The sequence below is a fragment of the Streptomyces sp. NPDC002104 genome (genome assembly GCF_053593795.1).
The window spans coordinates 130,441-146,911 of record NZ_JBSFDF010000001.1 but is presented as its reverse complement, the minus strand read 5'-3'; the positions used below and the strand labels follow the sequence as shown (position 1 = coordinate 146,911).

Below are 16,471 nucleotides of genomic sequence, written 5' to 3'. Positions count from 1 at the left end.
GGTCGGGTGCCGATCGCCCGGGCCCTGCGTTCAGGACCGCCAGGCCTCGATCGGGTTGCCGAGCCAGCGGGTGTCGGCGGGAACGGATTCCCCTGCCATCACGAGGGAGGCGGGACCCAGGGTACTGCGGGCCCCGACCGTGCTCCCGGGCAGGACGATTCCACCCGGGCCCAGGGTGGCGCCCTCGCGGAGGACCACAGTATCCGTCCTCAAGATCCGGTCGTGGAAGAGGTGCGTCTGCAACACGCAGCCCCGGTTCACGGTCACCGCGTCACCCAGGGTGACCAGGTCGGTTTCGGGCAGCCAGTAGCTCTCGCACCACACGCCCCGGCCGATCCGGGCGCCGAGCGCGCGCAGCCACAGGGACAGCACCGGAGTGCCGGGCACCGAGCCGATCAGCCACGGTACGGCCAGCACCTCGACGAAGGTGTCGGCCAGTTCGTTGCGCCACACGAAGCCGCTCCACAGCGGGTGCTCGCCCGTCCCGTGCCGGCCGACCAGCAGCCACTTCGCGGCCGCCGAGACCGCGCACGCGGCCGTACCGGCGGCGAGCAGGACCGCTCCGGACAGCAGCGCGGTCACCCACGGTCCGGGCCCGTCCGCCGCGGCCAGCGCGCAGAACGCGGCCACGGCCAGGACGGCCAGGGCCGCCGAGCAGAACACCGGGACGAGCCGGCACAGCTCGACCAGCCCGCGCGCCCACAGCAGCCGCGCGGGCGGATCGTAGGTGCGGCTCTGGTCGGAGTCCGCGGTGGACCTCGGCAGCCGGACCGGCGGCAGGCCCAGGTAGGAGCTGCCCTTCTTGGCCTTCTTCGGGGTGGCGGACAGGACGCCGACGAGCCCGTCGTCCGGTACGGAGCGGCCCGGCGCGGTCATCCCGGAGTTGCCGAGGAAGGCCCGGCGGCCGATCTCGGAGTGGCCGATCCGCAGCCAGCCGCCGCCCAGCTCGTAGGGGGCGGTCAGGGTGTCGTCGGCGAGGAAGGCACCCTCGCCGACGGTGGTCAGGCTCGGCAGCGCGAGCACGGTGGACACCTCGGCGCCCCGGCCGATCTTCATGCCGAGGAGCCGCAGCCACACCGGGGTGATCAGCCCGGCGTACAGGGGGAAGAGGGTTTCCCGGGAGAGGTCCATCAGCTGGGTGACCGTCCAGGCCTGCCAGCCGATCCTGCTGTGCGTCGGATGGACGCCCGTGCGCAGCCCGAGGCTGAGGAGGCGTACGGAGACCAGGATCAGGGCCGCGTACGCGAACCCGAAGGCGAGCGCCCCCGGCACCACGGCGAGCAGCGCTCCGGCCAGAGCCCGGCCCGCTCCGGCGTCGGCGGGCACGAACCGGGCCGCCACCAGGAGGGCGGGCAGGGCGGCGACCACGGGCAGGGAGGTGAGGCAGAAGCCGGCGGCTCCGTAGGCGGCGCGCCAGAACAGACCGCGCGGCGGGCGCTCCTTGGGCCAGTTCCGCTTGGCCTTGCCGAGTTTCCCGGCGGGGGCTCCGGCCCAGCGCTGGCCGGTCGGGATCTGGCCGACCACGGCGGAGCCGGGGGCCACCTCGGCCCGCTTGCCGACGCGGGCGCCGGGGAAGAGGATGCTGCGGGTGCCGACCACGGCGCCCGCGCCGACCTTCACGGTGCCGATCTCCAGCCGGTCCCCGTCCAGCCAGTGGCCGGAGAGGTCCACCTCGGACTCCACGGCGCAGCCGCGGCCGAGTTTGAGCATGCCCGTGACGGGCGGCAGCGAGTGCAGGTCGACCTCGGGGCCGATCTTGGCACCCAGGGCGCGGGCGTAGCGCTCCAGCCAGGAGCCGGTGAGGGAGGTCGCGCCGGAGTACTCGGCCAGCCGCTCGGCCGTCCACAGCCGCAGGTGAACGTTTCCGCCGCGCGGGTGGCGGCCCGCCTTCACCCCGCGCAGCAGCAGCCGCGCTCCGCCGGCCGCGATCGCCAGGCGCCCGGGCGGGCTGAAGAGCAGTGCGGCGCCGGCGGTGACGAGCCACCAGGAGGCGGCGGGCGCCCACGGGTAGGCCCCGAACCAGTGCAGGACGTTGCCCAGGGCGAGCACGGCCACCGTCCAGCGCAGGCCCACCAGGGTGAACAGCGGGAGCAGCAGCAGGGACTGGAACACCTTGGTCCGCAGCGGCACGGGGGCGATGGTCCGCACGGCCCCGTCGTCCTGCGCGGACTTCTCCAGGTGCCGGGCGAGCTTGCGCAGGGTGGGCTGCTGGTAGATGTCGAGGACGGCCGCGCTCGGGTAGCGGGTGCGCAGCCGGGTGGTGAGCTGGGCGGCGGCGAGGCTGCTGCCGCCGATGGCGAAGAAGTCGTCGGCGGCGCCGGTGACGGCCACGCCCAGGGTCTCGCTCCACTGCTCGGCGAGCCAGGCCTCGGTCCCGTAGAGCTGCTCGGTGGGTCCGCTGGTCTCCAGTTCGGGGAGCGGCCAGGGCAGTGCGTTCCGGTCGACCTTGCCGGAGGTGCGGGTGGGCAGCTCCTCGACCGGTGCGAGCAGCGGTACGAGGGCCGCGGGCAGCTCGGCGCGCAGCCGGGTCACGGCCGCCGCGTGGTCCCAGCCGTCCTGGGTGACCAGGTAGCCGACGAGGAGCTGGTTGCCGCTGCGCGCGGTGCGGACGGCGGCGGCGGCGCCGGCGACCCCGGGCAGGGCCTGGAGGGCGGCGTCCACCTCGCCCAGCTCGATGCGGCGGCCGCCGAGCTTGATCTGCTCGTCGCCGCGGCCCAGGAAGACCAGGCCGTCGGGTTCCGCGCGGACGAGGTCGCCGCTGCGGTAGGCGCGTTCCCAGCCGAGGGATTCCAGCGGGGCGTACTTCTCCGCGTCCTTCTCGGGGTCGAGGTAGCGGGCCAGGCCGACGCCGCCGATGACGAGCTGGCCGCTGCCGCCCATGGGCACCGGTTCGCCGGATTCGTCGACCACGGCCAGTTCCCAGCCGTTCAGCGGGAGGCCGATGCGGATCGGTTCCTCGCCGGTCAGCAGGGAGGCGCAGGCGACGACCGTGGCCTCGGTGGGGCCGTAGGTGTTCCACACCTCGCGGCCCTCGGTGACCAGGCGCTGGGTGAGCTCGGGCGGGCAGGCCTCGCCGCCGAAGATCAGCAGCCGGACCTCGTTGAGTGCCTCGGGCTCCCACAGGGCGGCCAGGGTGGGCACCGTGGAGACCACGGTGATCTCCTGCTCGGCCAGCCAGGGGCCGAGGTCGGCACCGCTGCGGACCTGCGAGCGGGGGACGGGGACCAGGCAGGCGCCGTAGCGCCAGGCCAGCCACATCTCCTCGCAGGAGGCGTCGAAGGCCACGGACAGCCCGGCCATGACCCGGTCGCCGGGGCCGATGGGCTCCTCGGTGAGGAAGAGGGCCGCCTCGGCGTCCACGAAGGCGGCGGCGCTGCGGTGGCTGACGGCCACGCCCTTGGGCTTGCCGGTGGAGCCGGAGGTGAAGATGATCCACGCGTCGTGCTCGGGGCCGGGGCGGGCCGCGGGAGCCCCTGCGGGGGCGGCTGCGGGGCCCTTGCCGGGCGCGGCGGCCTCGATGCGCTGGCCGGCGCCCAGTACGGCCCGTACTCCGGCCTCGCCGAAGACCAGGTCGGCCCGCTCGTCCGGGTCCTCGGCGTCCACGGGCACGTAGGCGGCGCCCGCCGCCAGGACGGCCAGGATGCCCGCGTACAGCTCGTTGGTGCCGGACGGCACCCGCACGCCGACCCGGTCCCCGAGCCCCACTCCGGCGTCCGCGAGGGCGCGCCGCCGTCGCTCCACCTCGGCGGCGAGCGCCCGGTAGGTCAGCCGGGTGGTTCCGTCGTCCAGGGCGAGCTCGTCGGGGTGGGCCCGTACGGAGGCCTCGAAGACGTCGACGAGGGTACGGGCCGGGGCGGCGGGTCCGGCCGTGAACAGGGCCGACTTGCCGGACTCGGCGGGCGTCTCCCCGGCGTCGGCGGCGTGCGCGTCCCCGGACCCGGTCCCGGGCCCGGCCAGGGGCTCTTCGCCGAGCCCGGTCGCGTCGTCGAGCAGAGTGACTTCACCGTGCTCTGGTGTGACTGCCATCGGCCCTCGCGTCGTGTTCCCGGAAGCCTCCGGGTCGCCGGGCGGAGCCCGGGTCTGCCCAGGTTGTTCCGGTCCAGCGCCAAACAACCCGCCAGTCTAGTGCGACATCAAGGATTTTCTGTCTCAAGGCTTGCGCGTGGCCGGGAAGGGGCGGTACAAGGCAGCGCGCCGCGGACCGGAAACCCGGTCCGCGGCGCGCCTGCTGGGCCTTGGCCCGGCCTCAGCGGCTCGCGAGGAGTTCGAGCGTGTCGATGACGCGGTTCGAGAAGCCCCACTCGTTGTCGTACCAGGCGACCACCTTGATGTGGCGGCCTTCGACGCGGGTGAGCTGCGAGTCGAAGATGGAGGAGGCGGGGTTGCCCGTGATGTCGGAGGACACGAGCGGGTCGTCCGAGTACTCCAGCACGCCGGCGAGCGGGCCCTCGGCCGCGGTGCGGTAGGCCTCCAGGACCTCCTCGCGGGTCACGTCGCGGGCGACGGTGGTGTTCAGCTCGACGATGGACCCCACCGGGACGGGCACGCGGATCGAGTCGCCGGAGAGCTTGCCGTCCAGGTTCGGCAGGACCAGGCCGATGGCCTTGGCGGCGCCCGTCGTGGTCGGCACGATGTTCACGGCGGCGGCGCGGGCGCGGCGGGGGTCGCGGTGCGGGCCGTCCTGGAGGTTCTGCTCCTGCGTGTAGGCGTGCACCGTGGTCATGAACCCGTGCTCGATTCCCGCGAGTTCGTCCAGTACGGCGGCCAGCGGCGCGAGGGCGTTGGTCGTGCAGGAGGCGTTGGAGACGATCGTGTGCAGCGCCGGGTCGTAGGAGTCGCTGTTCACGCCGAACGCGAGCGTGAGGTCGGCACCGTCCGCCGGTGCGCTGACGAGCACCTTCTTGGCACCGGCGTCGATGTGGGCGCTCGCGGCCTTGGCGGTGGCGAACCGGCCGGTGGCCTCCAGCACGATGTCCACGCCGAGCTCGGCCCAGGGCAGCTGCGACGGCTCGCGCTCGGCGAGCACCTTGATGCGGCGGCCGTCGACGACGAGGGCGTCCCCGTCGACGCTCACCGGCCGGCCGAGCCGGCCGGAGGTGGTGTCGTACGCGAGCAGCCGCGCGAGGGTGGCGGGTTCGGTGAGGTCGTTCACGGCGACGACGTCGAGCTTGCTGTCGCGCTCGAGCAGTGCGCGGAGCACGTTGCGTCCGATGCGGCCGAATCCGTTGATGGCGATGCGAGTCATGGTGTCTCCCTGTTCCCTGTCCCTTGGGTTCGTCACCAGGTTCGCCGGTCCGGGGCGCCCGCGACAGCGGCGCGATCGCCACGGTCCGCAAGGATCGCGCCACGGGGGCGGGCGGGCCGGACCGGCAGGACACCCCCGGGGACCTGGGCGCCTCCCGTGCCTCCCCTCACTCGCCCCGGGCGAACGTGCGGCGGTACTCGCTCGGTGTGGTCCGCAGGATGTGCTGGAAGTGCAGGCGCAGGTTCGCGCCGGTGCCCAGGCCCACGTCCGCGGCGATCTGCTCCACGCTGCGCTCGGAGCGCTCCAGCAGTTCGCGGGCCACGTCGATGCGGGCGCGCATCACCCACTGCATCGGCGTGTAGCCGGTGTCCTCGGCGAACCGCCGCGAGAACGTGCGCGGGGACACCGCCGCGTGCCGGGCGAGCAGCTCCAGGGTGAGGGGTTCGCCGAGCCGGTGCAGCGCCCACTCGCGGGTGGCGGCGAACCGCGGGCCGAGCGGCTCGGGGACGCTGCGCTGCACGTACTGGGCCTGCCCGCCGCTGCGGTAGGGGGCCGCGACCAGGCGGCGGGCGGTGTGGTTCGACGCGGCGACCCCCAGGTCGCTGCGCAGGACGTGCAGGCACAGGTCGATGCCCGAGGCGGCGCCGGCCGAGGTCAGTACGGAGCCCTCGTCGACGAACAGGACGTTCTCGTCGACCCGGACCAGCGGCCATTTCGCCGCGAGCGCCCGGGTGTAGTGCCAGTGCGTGGTGGCGCGCTTGCCGTCGAGCAGGCCGGTGGCGGCGAGGGCGAAGGCCCCGGTGGAGATGGCGGCGAGCCGCGCGCCCCGGTCGTGGGCGGCGATCAGCGCCTCGACGACGGCCCGCGGCGGGTCCTCGCGGTCGGGGAACCGGTAGCCGGGGACGAAGACGGTGTCGGCCCAGGCGAGGGCTTCGAGGCCGTGGGCGACGGAGTACGACAGGCCGTCACCTCCGGTCACCAGCCCCGGGGCGGCGCCGCACACGCGGACCTCGTAGGGCATGCTCGCGCGGGTCGTGAAGACCTGCGCGGGGATGCCGACGTCGAGGGGCTTCGCCCCTTCGAGGACGAGGACGGCGACGTGGTGGGGGCGGGAGGCTGGCACCGCGACATGCTTCCGAAGGGGCGGGAGGCTTGTCAAGCATCACGGTTAGTAAACCTTCCGATTGAGATAACCACCTATCAGTTGGTCCAGACCTGTTGACGGCGGTCCTTCCGGAGGATTAGGTTCCCGGCCACGGAGCGCACTCGAAGCGGACACGACGTCAACTCCCCCCGCCCGCCCGGCCGAAGGCCCCCCACCCACGGGGCCCGCCGCCCCGTCCCCACGCGTCCCCGGCGGGCCGCACGCCCACGCTTCGCGCCCCACGCCGTCCCCCCATTCCACTGGAGGCACTTCCTTGCGTACCCCTACCCGAACCCGTACACGGCTGGCCTGCGCCCTCGGCGCCTCCCTCCTCGGCGCGGCCGCGGTCCTGACCTCCCCCGGGGCGGCCTTCGGCGCCAACGTCCTCACGAACGGCGACTTCGAGTCCGGCACCACGGCCGGCTGGGCCTGTTCCGGCGGGCTGGGATCCGTGGTCGGCTCGCCCGTGCACGGCGGGAGCAAGGCACTGGCCGGCGCGGCCAGTGCGAGCGACAACGCCAAGTGCGTCCAGACCGTCGCCGTACAGCCGAACACCACCTACACGCTCTCGGCCTGGGTCAAGGGCAGCTACGTCTACCTCGGCGTCACCGGCGGTGCCTCCACCTGGACCCCCTCGGCCGCCTCCTACACCAAGCTGAGCGTCTCCTTCACCACCGGCGCCTCCCAGACCAGCGCCGAGGTCTACCTCAACGGCTGGTACGGACAGGGCACTTACAACGCCGACGACATCACCCTGGACGGCCCGGGCGGCACCGCCGACACCCAGGCGCCCACCGTGCCCGGCAGCCTCACCTCCACCGGCAAGACCTCCACCACGGCGTCCCTGAGCTGGTCCGCGTCCACCGACAACGTCGGCGTGAACGGCTACGACGTCTACCAGGGCGCCACCAAGGTCGCCACCTCGGGCACCACCAGCGCGACCGTCACCGGCCTGACCCCCAGCACCGCCTACGCGTTCACCGTGCGCGCCCGCGACGCCGCCGGGAACACCTCGGCCGCCTCGAACACCGTCAACGTCACCACCGACACCGGGACCACGCCGCCGGCCGGCTTCAAGCAGGCCGCGCCGTACCTCTACCTCGGCTGGGGCAACCCGCCGAGCCCGACCACCGTGATGAACGCGACCGGCACCAAGTGGTTCACCATGGCGTTCATCCTCTCCTCCGGCGGCTGCAACGCCTCCTGGGACGGTCAGCGCCCGCTGACCGGCGGCGTGGACCAGAGCACCATCGCCTCGATCCGCGCGGCGGGCGGCGACGTCGTGCCCTCCATCGGCGGCTGGCAGGGCAACAAGCTCGGCCCCAACTGCTCCAGCGCCGAGGCGCTGGCCGGCGCGTACCAGCAGGTCATCAGCGCGTACGGGCTCAAGGCCATCGACGTGGACATAGAGAACACCGACGAGTTCGAGAACGCCGTGGTCCAGGACCGCATCCTCGGCGCCCTCAAGATCGTCAAGGCGAACAACCCCGGCCTGAAGACCATCCTGACCTTCGGCACCGCCACCACCGGCCCGACCAGCTGGGGCAACCGGCTGATCGAGCAGTCCAAGGCGCTGAACGCCGGCATCGACGTCTTCACGATCATGCCGTTCGACTTCGGCAACGCCTCGACGGACATGTACGCCAGCACCGTCAGCGCGACCGAGGGCCTCAAGGCCAAGCTGAAGTCCGTCTACGGCTGGGACGACGCGACCGCGTACTCCCACATCGGCATCTCGGGGATGAACGGCATCAGCGACACCCAGGAGACCACCACCGTCCAGAACTGGACCGACATCCGCAACTGGGCCAACTCCCACCACATCGCGCGCCTCGCCTTCTGGTCGGTGAACCGCGACCGCGGCTGCCCCGGCGGCGGCCTGCAGGAGACCTGCTCGGGCATCGCGCAGAGCGACTGGCAGTTCACCTCCATCACGGCCGGCTTCACCGGCTGATCCACAGCCCCGCGGCAGCGGGGGCCGTCGCGGTGTTCCGCGGCGGCCCCCGCTCCGCGTTGCGGGGCGGGCCCGGGTCAGGAACCGGTCGGGGCCTGCCCTTCGGCGCCGGCCCGGACCCGGGCCCGTACGACCTCCGGGTACTTCTCGGTGAAGCGCAGGGCTCCGACGATGGTGAGGATCTGGATGATCCAGCCGGTCCACATGTTGTCCGGGTCGCGCAGCACGAGGTCGCCGTACGCCCCCACGATCGCGTTGATGAGGAAGGCCAGCCCCCAGACCCCGGTGATCAGGTAATTGGTCCGCTTGAAGACGGGCGAGTCCCAGAACTTCCGGTCGACCTGCTCCCGGGCGTACTGGAGGGTGAACGGCACCCCGGCCAGGATCGAACCCAGAGCGATGACGAAGAGGGCGATGTTCGAGATCTCGCCCGCGTACGTCTCCAGCCAGCGGCGCGTGCCGTCACTGGCGAAGGCCCCGACCACCGTCAGGATCGCGAAGAACACGACGTCGGCCATCTCCAGGATCTTCACGGAGGATCCGGGACGGAGCAGACGGCTGCCGACGACGAGGCAGACGGAGATGGCCAGGGCCAGCCCCACCGCCCATTCGAAGCGCCCGGGCCCCACCACGAAGGCGAAGACGATCCAGGGGGACAGCCCCACGAAGGGGCTCTCCAGGAACTGCGCCACCTTGTTCGTGCCGTGGGCACCAGCCGTGTCCGCCATCGGTCGGCCCTTCCTGCAGCGGGCGTTGTCCTCTCCCCCTCCCAACGTACGCCGCACCCCCGGACCGCACCTGCCGTGCGGGGTCACCACCGGCGGCCGCGCCTGTCAAGTGACGAATAGCCGGGTCTACGGCGTCGCGCCCGCTCCGGGCACGGTGGAGAGCGACCGTCCCGCGCACCGCGGGAGCGACGCCACCCGGACCGGAGGCAGACCGCCATGACTGACATCGCCATCATCGGACTCGCCCCCTTCGGCCCGGCCGGACCCGGCTTCGCCGTGGACGCCGCCTCCCTCGGCCCGCTCGTCGCCCTCGACCGGGCCGTGGCCCGGCTGCGCCGGGGCTCCTGCCGGATCGCCCTCGTCGGCGGTGTGCGCCTCGACCTCGCTCCCGGCCCCGGCGCCGACGGGTTCGTCCTCGGCGAGGGCACCGACGTCGTCGTCCTGCGGCCCCTCGCCGACGCCCTCGCCGCCGGCGACCGCGTCTACGCGGTGATCAAGGGCGGCGGCGCCCCGAGGCGGGCCGGCGTCGGCTCGTCCGGAGCCGGCCGCACCACCCTCCGCGCGGTGCCGCAGGAGCACCCCGGACCGGGTCCCGCCCGGTTTCCGGACCCAGCCCGGTTTCCGGACCCCGCCCGGTTTCCGGAGCGCGCCCGGTTTCCGGGCCGTGCCGGGGACTCCTGGAGGAGCGGGGACTCCGGGCAACCTCACCTCGTCCTCCTCTCGGCCGGCAGCCCCGAGCGCCTGGACCAGTACATCGGCGAGCTACTCGGCGTACTCGACGCGGCGGACCGTACGCCGCTGGCGGCCGTGGCCCACACCCTAGGCACGCGGGCGCCGCTGACGGCCCGGCTCGCCGTCGTGGCCACCGGCACCGCCGGGTTCCTTCTGCGGCTGCGCCACGCCCGTGAGCAGCTCCTCGCCGGAACCCGGGGCGACCTCGGCGACGGCGCCTTCGCCGCCGATGCCCCGCTGCCGGCCGCGCAGCGCCGTACCGTCTTCCTCTTCCCCGGTCAGGGCAGTCAGCGGCCGGACATGATGCGGGACCTGTACGCCCGGTTCCCCGCCTACCGCTCGGCCGTCTGCGTCCTGAGCGCCGTGTCCCGGGCCGGCCTCGGCTTCGACCTCGCCGACCTGCTGTACGGCGAGGCCTCCCGGTACCGGACCTCCCGGACGTCCGGGGTCTTCCAGCCGTTCCCCGTGGACAACGGGGAGCTCGGGCGCAGGCTCGCCGCCACCGAGGTGTGCCAGCCCCTGCTCGGCGCCGTCCAGATCGCCGCCACCCGGGTCCTCGCCGACTGCGGGATCACCCCCGACCTCGCCCTGGGCCACGGCTCGGGCGAGTTCGCGGCCGCCGCCGCGGCCGGGGCGCTGAACCAGGTGGACGCCGTCCGGCTGCTGGTGCACCTGGGCGCGGCCCTGCGGCGGGCCGGGACCGGGCTCCCGGGCGGGATGCTCGCCGTGCAGACCGACAAGGAGAGCTGCCGGCGGCTCGCCGACGGCATCGCCGGCGTGTGGCCCGCCTGCTTCAACCAGCCGCGGCAGGTCGTGGTCAGCGGCACCCCGGAAGGTCTCGCCGCCCTGCGGGAGGCCTGCGCCCGGGCCGGGGTCGTCACGGTGGCGCTCGACGTGTCGAACGCCTTCCACTCCCCGCGGCAGGCCCGGGCCGAGGAGGCCGTGCGCTCGGGCCTCGCCCTGCGCCGCATCGACGTCCCCGCCGTGCCGTTCGTCTCGTCCGTGAACGCGGAGGTCTGCGCCGACCCCGAACGGCTGCGCGCCCTGTGGGTCCGGCACGCGTCCTCGCCCGTCCGCTTCGACGATGCCGTCCGCACCGCCTACGCCCGGGGGGCCCGCGTCTTCCTCCAGGTGAGCGGCGGGGACTCGCTCCTGACCTCGGTCCGCCGCACCCTCTCCGGTCACGGCGACGTCCACGTCGTCCCCGTCGCCGGGGAGGCGCCGGACGACGGACGCAGCTTCGTCCTGGCGCTCGCCCGGCTCGCCGTCCTGGGCGCCCCGGTCGACTCGCGCGCGGTGGTTCCCGTACGGGAGCGGCTGCTCCTGGACCTGCCTGCGGCGGCGCCCGGCGCCCGGCCCTTTCCGGTCCCGGCCGGCCGCCGCCCGGGCGGGTGACCGCACTGCGTTGGTGCTCCTTGCCGCTCCGGATGATGCTTGTCAGTGGAGCCCCTGGCCAGCGAAGGCGAGATGAGCGGCGATGGAGCAACTTCCCACCCCTCCCGGTGAGCGGCCGGCCGGGACGGCGCACGCCTCCCCCGGTGCCCCCTACACGGCCACGGCCACCGTCAGCGACCAGGGGATCGTGACCGGGTGGAGCGAGGAGGCCCGCCGGCTGCTCGGCTACGCGCCCGCGGAGGTCGTGGGGCGGCCCGCCGCGGATCTGCTCGCGGACCGCTCCGACCGGTCCGGCGGGCCCGCCGGATCAGGCGGTACGGGCCCTGCGGCGCGGCCGGTCTCGCCCGGACAGGAGCGCTGGAGCGGCACCGTGCCCCTGCGCCACCGGGACGGCCGCCGACTGGACGCGGCCCTGCTCGCGCACCGCAGGACGGCCCTCGACGGGCCGGACGAGTGGTACGTGGTGTCCGCCGTGGCGGGGGCGCACGACGCTTCCTGGGAGGGACCGCTGGGTGAATGGGCCTTCGACCGGTCCCCCTGCGCCCTGGCGGTCTTCGACGAGGACCTGCGGCTGGTCCGGGCGAACGAGGGCATGCACCGCGCGCTCTGCCTCACGGAGGCCGAGATGCGCGGGCTGCGCCTGTCGGAGATCGCCCCCGACCCGGTGAGCGAGGAGACCGAACGGGGGATGCGCCGGGTGCTGGAGACGGGCGAGCCGCAGTCCGTGGACGGATTCGCCCGGTCGCCCGGCGCGGGCGCCGCGCACGGCTGGGCGACCTCGCTGGCCCCCGTACCGGGTCCGGACGGCCGGGTACGGGCCGTCTATCTGAGCGCGCAGGACAGGCCCACCGGTGACACCGCCCCGCGGCAGCCGCTCCCGCCGACCCTGGCGGGAGCCCGCGCCGGCACCGCTCCCGCGCCCGCTCCCCCGCCCGCACCCTTGCCCGTGCCCGCGCCGGACAGCGCCCGCACCGCGCAGGACCTGGCCGACGCGGCCGTCCCCCGGTTCGCCGACTTCGCGGTCGTCGACCTGCTGGAGCCCTCCGCGCGCGGCGAGGACCCGGCCCCGGCGCCCGGGACCGGTCCGCTCACGGTCTCCCGCAGCGCCGTACGGTCGGTCCTCGGCGGGAGCCAGGAGTCCCGGTTCGCGGTCGGGGACACGGCCGTCTACCCGGCGCTGTCGCCCCCAGTGGAGTGTCTGGCCGCGGGGCGGGGCGCGGTGTACGGGACCGCCGACCCGGCCGTCGCCCGGTGGGTGGCGCAGGATCCCGGGGCCGGCTGGATCGGTGAGAACGGGACCCATTCGATGATGCTGGTGCCGTTGCGCGACGGCCGGGCCACCCTCGGGCTGGCCCTCTTCAGCCGGCACCGGGGCCGGGAGCCCTTCGACCCGGAGGACCTGCGGCTGGCCGAGGAGCTGACGGCCCGGGCGGCCACCGCCATCCACCGGGCGCGCAGGACCGTCCGGGAGCACACCACCACGATGACGCTGCAGCGCAGTCTGCTCCCGCACACGCTGCCCGAGCAGTCGGCGCTGGAGATCGCCTCCCGCTACCTGCCCTCCGTCGGCGAGGCCGGTGTGGGCGGCGACTGGTTCGACGTGATCCCGCTGTCCGGAGCCCGGGTGGCCCTGGTCGTGGGCGATGTCGTCGGCCACGGCATGCGCGCCTCCGCCACCATGGGCCGGCTGCGCACCGCCGTACGGACGCTGGCGGACGTCGACCTGCCGCCCGACGAGCTGCTCACCCACCTCGACGACCTGATCATCCACCTGGCGGCGGACGAGACGGGCGGGGAGACGGCCGGGGGCATCGGCACCACCTGCCTGTACGTGGTCTACGACCCGGTGAACCGCCGGTGCACCGCCGCCCGGGCCGGTCACCCCCCGCCCGCCGTGGTGTCCCCCGAGGGCTCCGCGTACCTCCTGGACGTCCCGGCGGGGCCGCCGCTGGGCCTGGGGGGCCTGCCCTTCGAGACCATCGAGGTCGATCTGCCGGAGGGCAGCCTCCTCGCGCTGTACACCGACGGCCTGCTGCAGGCCCGCGAGCACGACATCGACGAGGCCCTGGACGGCATGCTGGCGGCCCTGGTCCGGCCCGCCTCCACGCTGGACACCGTCTGCGACCGGGTGCTGACGGCGATGCTGACCCACCGTCCCGATGACGACGTGGCCCTGCTCGTCGCCCGGACCCGGGCCCTGCACACCGACAAGGTGGCCGTCTGGGACCTGCCCTCCGATCCCTCCTTCGTCGCGCAGGCCCGGCGCGACGCCACCGACCAGCTGACGGCCTGGGGGCTGGAGGAGGCCGCCTTCGTCACCGAGCTCGTGGTCAGCGAACTGGTCACCAATGCCATCCGCTACGGCTCGCCGCCCGTACAGCTGCGCCTGATCCACGAGGGGTCCACGCTGATCAGCGAGGTGTCGGACGCGAGCGGTACCGCCCCGCACATGCGGCGGGCCCGGATCTTCGACGAGGGAGGGCGCGGGCTGCTGCTGGTCGCGCAGCTCACCCAGCGCTGGGGGACCCGCCACACCCTGGTCGGCAAGACCATCTGGGCCGAGCAGTCCCTCGTCGACTTCTAGGCCCCCGGTTTCCAGGGACCAAGGCCCCCCGGGTCCCGGGACCAAGTGCCCTTCCCTGTGACACGCCCGTGACAGATGACGGACAGGACGATGAACTCCCCCCGACATGCTCTTTAACACGGACATACACACACATCAGTGGATATGTCTCCTGCTTTCAATGGTGCGAGCAGCCGTGTAGACCGAGCCCGAAGTGCCGGAGGAAGTCCCATGAGCCTCACCCTGGTCGCGCCGCACACCGAAGCCACCGCAGCCGTTCTCGCCCCCCGCGAGCAGGAGGCGCTGCGCCACATCGCCGCCGGTTGCACCTACGTGCAGACGGCCCGCTCGATGGGACTCTCCAAGCACACGGTCGACGCCTACCTGCGCCGCATCCGGGCCAAGCTGAACATCAACACCACCGCGGAAATGACCCGCCTGGCCATCGCGATGGGGCTGTGAACACCGGCCGGGCCCAGTCCGGGGGCTCCCTGGGAGGCGCCTGGGCCACCGCTTCCGCGGGCGCCGGAGCGGCCCGCCGGACCGGCTCCGCGGGGAGGGCGGCGGTGGCCGCACGCAGCGCCGCCACGAATTCCAGGCAGGAGTCGTAGCGGTCCTCCGGGACCTTGGCCAGCGCCTTCGCCAGCACCCCGTCGGCCGCCGGCGCGATACCGGGCCGCTTCTCCGTCAGGGGAGGCGGTTTGTCGTACTGGTGCGCCCACAGTAGGGCGGGGGCGTCGTCGCGGACGAAGGGCGGGCCGCCGGCGAGGGACTCGTAGACCACACAGGCCAGGCTGTAGACATCGCACCGGCCGTCGACCGGGCGTCCTGAGATCTGTTCCGGTGCCACGTAGTCGATCGTGCCCACGAACTCGCCCGCCGTGGTGAATCCGGTGAGGGCCAGCGATTTCTTCGTCAGCCCGAAGTCCGTGAGGTAGACGTGCTCCGGGTGATCGCTGTCGGTGCCCTCGGCCACCAGGATGTTGGCGGGTTTGACGTCCCGGTGCACCAGGTCGTGCTCGTGGGCGGCGTCGAGGGCGGACGCCACCTGGGAGGCGATGCGCAGCGCGGTCGGGACGGGCAGCGGTCCCTCCCGGTCCAGCAGGGTCCTGAGGTCCGGTCCGACGACGTACCGCATGGCGATGTAGAGGACGCCGTCGGTCTCCCCGGCTTCGAAGACGGGCACGATGTGCGGGTGGTCGATCCTCGCGGCGACCCGGGATTCGTGGGCGAAGCGGCGGCGGAAGACCTCGTCGCGGACGCGCTCCGGGGCGATCAGCTTGAGTGCGACCGTACGGTCCAAGCGCAGATCCCTGGCCTGGTAGACGACGGCCATGCCGCCCCGGCCGATGATGCGCTCGATCCGGTAGCCGGCGATCTGCTGTCCGATCAGGCCGGAGGCCCGTCCCGTGTAAAGGCCCCGGTTCGCTGCCGTGCCCATCAGGCGCCTCCCGCCGCAAGTCTATCCAGTGATCCACACGCACGCCCGTGGGGCGAGCGGTGCCCGCCCCACGGGTGGGTGCCCCCGCCGGTCAGATGCCGCGGCGGCCGCGAAAGGCCACCACGGAGATCCAGAGCAGCGCCGTGACGGCTCCGACGGCCAGGGTCAGGGTGCCGGCCCGGCCGCCGGCCATCGCCCAGCCGTTGCCGATCAGGAGGGCGGTGCCGGCGACCCGGGAGGCGATGGCGTAGCGGCGGTCACCGGCCCGGCCGAAGTGCCGGCCCAGCACGTAGCAGGCGGCGATCAGCGAGGTGAAGGTGACCGACCCGGCGGCGAAGTGGGCGTAGCTGTGCCAGGTGAGCGTGGCGGTCTGCGCGGAGGGGGCTCCCAGGGGGAAGCCGTCGATCGGGTCCATGACGAAGGCTCCCGCGGCGATCATGCCGATGCCGGCGATCCGGACCAGCCGGGGCGCCCAAGTGCCTCCCGGGGTACCGCCGAGGACCCGGCGCAGGCCGGTCGCCCCGAGGACGAGGAGGGCTCCGGCGAGCAGGAAGTTGGTGATCTGGAGCCAGCCGAGGCTTCCGTTGCTGAGCGCGCTCAGCGGGTGGCGGGTGATGTCGAAGCCCTGGCGGGTCGCGGCCTGGGTCAGGGAGACGGCCGCCCAGAGCGGGGAGGCCACGACCGCGCAGGTGAGCAGGGCGCGGGTGGTGGCGGAGGAGGAGCGGGTGGAGGAGGAAACGGTGGCGGCGGGGGTGGCGGCGGGGGCCTGGGCGCTCATGGCGGGTACCTCTCGGGTTCGTCGTACGCGGCGCTCGTTCGGTGTTCGCTGATACGTCGAACGAAAAAGGTGACAGGGAATGGCCTCGTTCCCTGTCACATCGGCCGTTCGACGTGTAGGCAGGGTGCGGGCAGCAGCTCGGCACCACGAGACGAGGAGTCCCCATGCGCTACCTGATGACGACGAAGCCTTCCGACACCGCCCCCGACGAGCGGCTGTACGCGGAGATGGGCAGGTTCATCGAGGAGCTGACCGCGGCCGGCGTGCTGCTGGCCACGGGCGGCCTGGAACCGGGCGGCATCCTGGTGACCTCCTCCGGCGAGGAGATCACCGTGACGGACGGGCCGTTCGCCGAGGCCAAGGAGGCCGTGGCCGGTTTCGCCCTGATCGAGGTCCGGTCCAGGGAAGAGGCGATCGAGCTGGCCCGCCGCTTCCGCCGGATCGTCGGTGACGGCGAGAGCGTGGTCCAGCAGGTCTTCGGCCCCTGATCC

Annotated in this window: 11 protein-coding genes; 5 read left to right on the top strand and 6 right to left on the bottom strand. The window is 73.7% G+C overall.

Translation table 11 applies throughout. The features are described from left to right. Window positions 1–30: 30 nt before the first annotated feature. The 3 genes from ACWCP2_RS00660 to ACWCP2_RS00650 form a co-directional block, all read right to left on the bottom strand. On the bottom strand, window positions 31–4,026 hold the full coding sequence (locus ACWCP2_RS00660) for a Pls/PosA family non-ribosomal peptide synthetase (RefSeq protein ID WP_450906391.1): 3,996 nt from the start codon (window positions 4,024–4,026) through the stop codon (window positions 31–33). Between the two features lie 220 nt (window positions 4,027–4,246). After that, a complete protein-coding gene (gene gap / locus ACWCP2_RS00655; protein WP_450906390.1) occupies window positions 4,247–5,245 on the bottom strand; it encodes a type I glyceraldehyde-3-phosphate dehydrogenase in 999 nt (332 codons plus the stop codon). 166 nt (window positions 5,246–5,411) lie between these two features. Beyond that, window positions 5,412–6,368, bottom strand: coding sequence for a GlxA family transcriptional regulator (locus ACWCP2_RS00650; protein ID WP_450906389.1), 957 nt, complete (start codon window positions 6,366–6,368; stop codon window positions 5,412–5,414). A 295-nt stretch (window positions 6,369–6,663) separates the two neighbouring features. On the opposite strand from ACWCP2_RS00650, the gene ACWCP2_RS00645 reads away from it, so the two are divergent. Further along, window positions 6,664–8,343, top strand: coding sequence for a carbohydrate binding domain-containing protein (locus ACWCP2_RS00645; RefSeq protein ID WP_450906388.1), 1,680 nt, complete (start codon window positions 6,664–6,666; stop codon window positions 8,341–8,343). Between the two features lie 77 nt (window positions 8,344–8,420). Here the strand turns inward: ACWCP2_RS00645 and ACWCP2_RS00640 are convergent, their stop codons facing one another. After that, entirely contained in the window at window positions 8,421–9,071 is a 651-nt protein-coding gene (locus tag ACWCP2_RS00640; protein WP_450906387.1) for a hypothetical protein, read from the bottom strand. A gap of 216 nt (window positions 9,072–9,287) precedes the next feature. On the opposite strand from ACWCP2_RS00640, the gene ACWCP2_RS00635 reads away from it, so the two are divergent. From ACWCP2_RS00635 to ACWCP2_RS00625, 3 genes are all read left to right on the top strand, one after another. Then, a complete protein-coding gene (locus tag ACWCP2_RS00635) occupies window positions 9,288–11,198 on the top strand; it encodes an acyltransferase domain-containing protein (RefSeq protein ID WP_450906386.1) in 1,911 nt (636 codons plus the stop codon). A gap of 82 nt (window positions 11,199–11,280) precedes the next feature. Continuing rightward, window positions 11,281–13,782, top strand: a complete 2,502-nt coding sequence (locus tag ACWCP2_RS00630; RefSeq protein WP_450906385.1) for a SpoIIE family protein phosphatase — start codon at window positions 11,281–11,283, stop codon at window positions 13,780–13,782. A gap of 210 nt (window positions 13,783–13,992) precedes the next feature. Beyond that, a complete protein-coding gene (locus ACWCP2_RS00625; RefSeq protein ID WP_450906384.1) occupies window positions 13,993–14,223 on the top strand; it encodes a response regulator transcription factor in 231 nt (76 codons plus the stop codon). On the opposite strand, the gene ACWCP2_RS00620 is transcribed toward ACWCP2_RS00625, so the two are convergent. Both ACWCP2_RS00620 and ACWCP2_RS00615 read right to left on the bottom strand, forming a co-directional pair. Next, a complete protein-coding gene (locus ACWCP2_RS00620) occupies window positions 14,174–15,202 on the bottom strand; it encodes a serine/threonine-protein kinase (RefSeq protein ID WP_450906383.1) in 1,029 nt (342 codons plus the stop codon). The two genes, ACWCP2_RS00625 and ACWCP2_RS00620, sit on opposite strands and share 50 nt — an antisense overlap. Window positions 15,203–15,293: 91 nt before the next feature. Beyond that, complete coding sequence (locus tag ACWCP2_RS00615) at window positions 15,294–15,980, bottom strand: DUF998 domain-containing protein (RefSeq protein WP_450906382.1); 687 nt, start codon at window positions 15,978–15,980, stop codon at window positions 15,294–15,296. A gap of 164 nt (window positions 15,981–16,144) precedes the next feature. On the opposite strand from ACWCP2_RS00615, the gene ACWCP2_RS00610 reads away from it, so the two are divergent. Then, complete coding sequence (locus ACWCP2_RS00610) at window positions 16,145–16,468, top strand: YciI family protein (RefSeq protein ID WP_450906381.1); 324 nt, start codon at window positions 16,145–16,147, stop codon at window positions 16,466–16,468. Window positions 16,469–16,471: the final 3 nt, after the last annotated feature.

What these genes read in the sequence shown, in the direction of transcription:
- ACWCP2_RS00660 (WP_450906391.1), bottom strand. Translation starts at nt 4,026, where the DNA reads ATGGCAGTCACACCAGAGCACGGTGAAGTCACTCTGCTCGACGACGCG.
- gap (WP_450906390.1), bottom strand. Translation starts at nt 5,245, where the DNA reads ATGACTCGCATCGCCATCAACGGATTCGGCCGCATCGGACGCAACGTG.
- ACWCP2_RS00640 (WP_450906387.1), bottom strand. Translation starts at nt 9,071, where the DNA reads ATGGCGGACACGGCTGGTGCCCACGGCACGAACAAGGTGGCGCAGTTC.
- ACWCP2_RS00635 (WP_450906386.1), top strand. Translation starts at nt 9,288, where the DNA reads ATGACTGACATCGCCATCATCGGACTCGCCCCCTTCGGCCCGGCCGGA.
- ACWCP2_RS00630 (WP_450906385.1), top strand. Translation starts at nt 11,281, where the DNA reads ATGGAGCAACTTCCCACCCCTCCCGGTGAGCGGCCGGCCGGGACGGCG.
- ACWCP2_RS00625 (WP_450906384.1), top strand. Translation starts at nt 13,993, where the DNA reads ATGAGCCTCACCCTGGTCGCGCCGCACACCGAAGCCACCGCAGCCGTT.
- ACWCP2_RS00620 (WP_450906383.1), bottom strand. Translation starts at nt 15,202, where the DNA reads ATGGGCACGGCAGCGAACCGGGGCCTTTACACGGGACGGGCCTCCGGC.
- ACWCP2_RS00615 (WP_450906382.1), bottom strand. Translation starts at nt 15,980, where the DNA reads ATGAGCGCCCAGGCCCCCGCCGCCACCCCCGCCGCCACCGTTTCCTCC.
- ACWCP2_RS00610 (WP_450906381.1), top strand. Translation starts at nt 16,145, where the DNA reads ATGCGCTACCTGATGACGACGAAGCCTTCCGACACCGCCCCCGACGAG.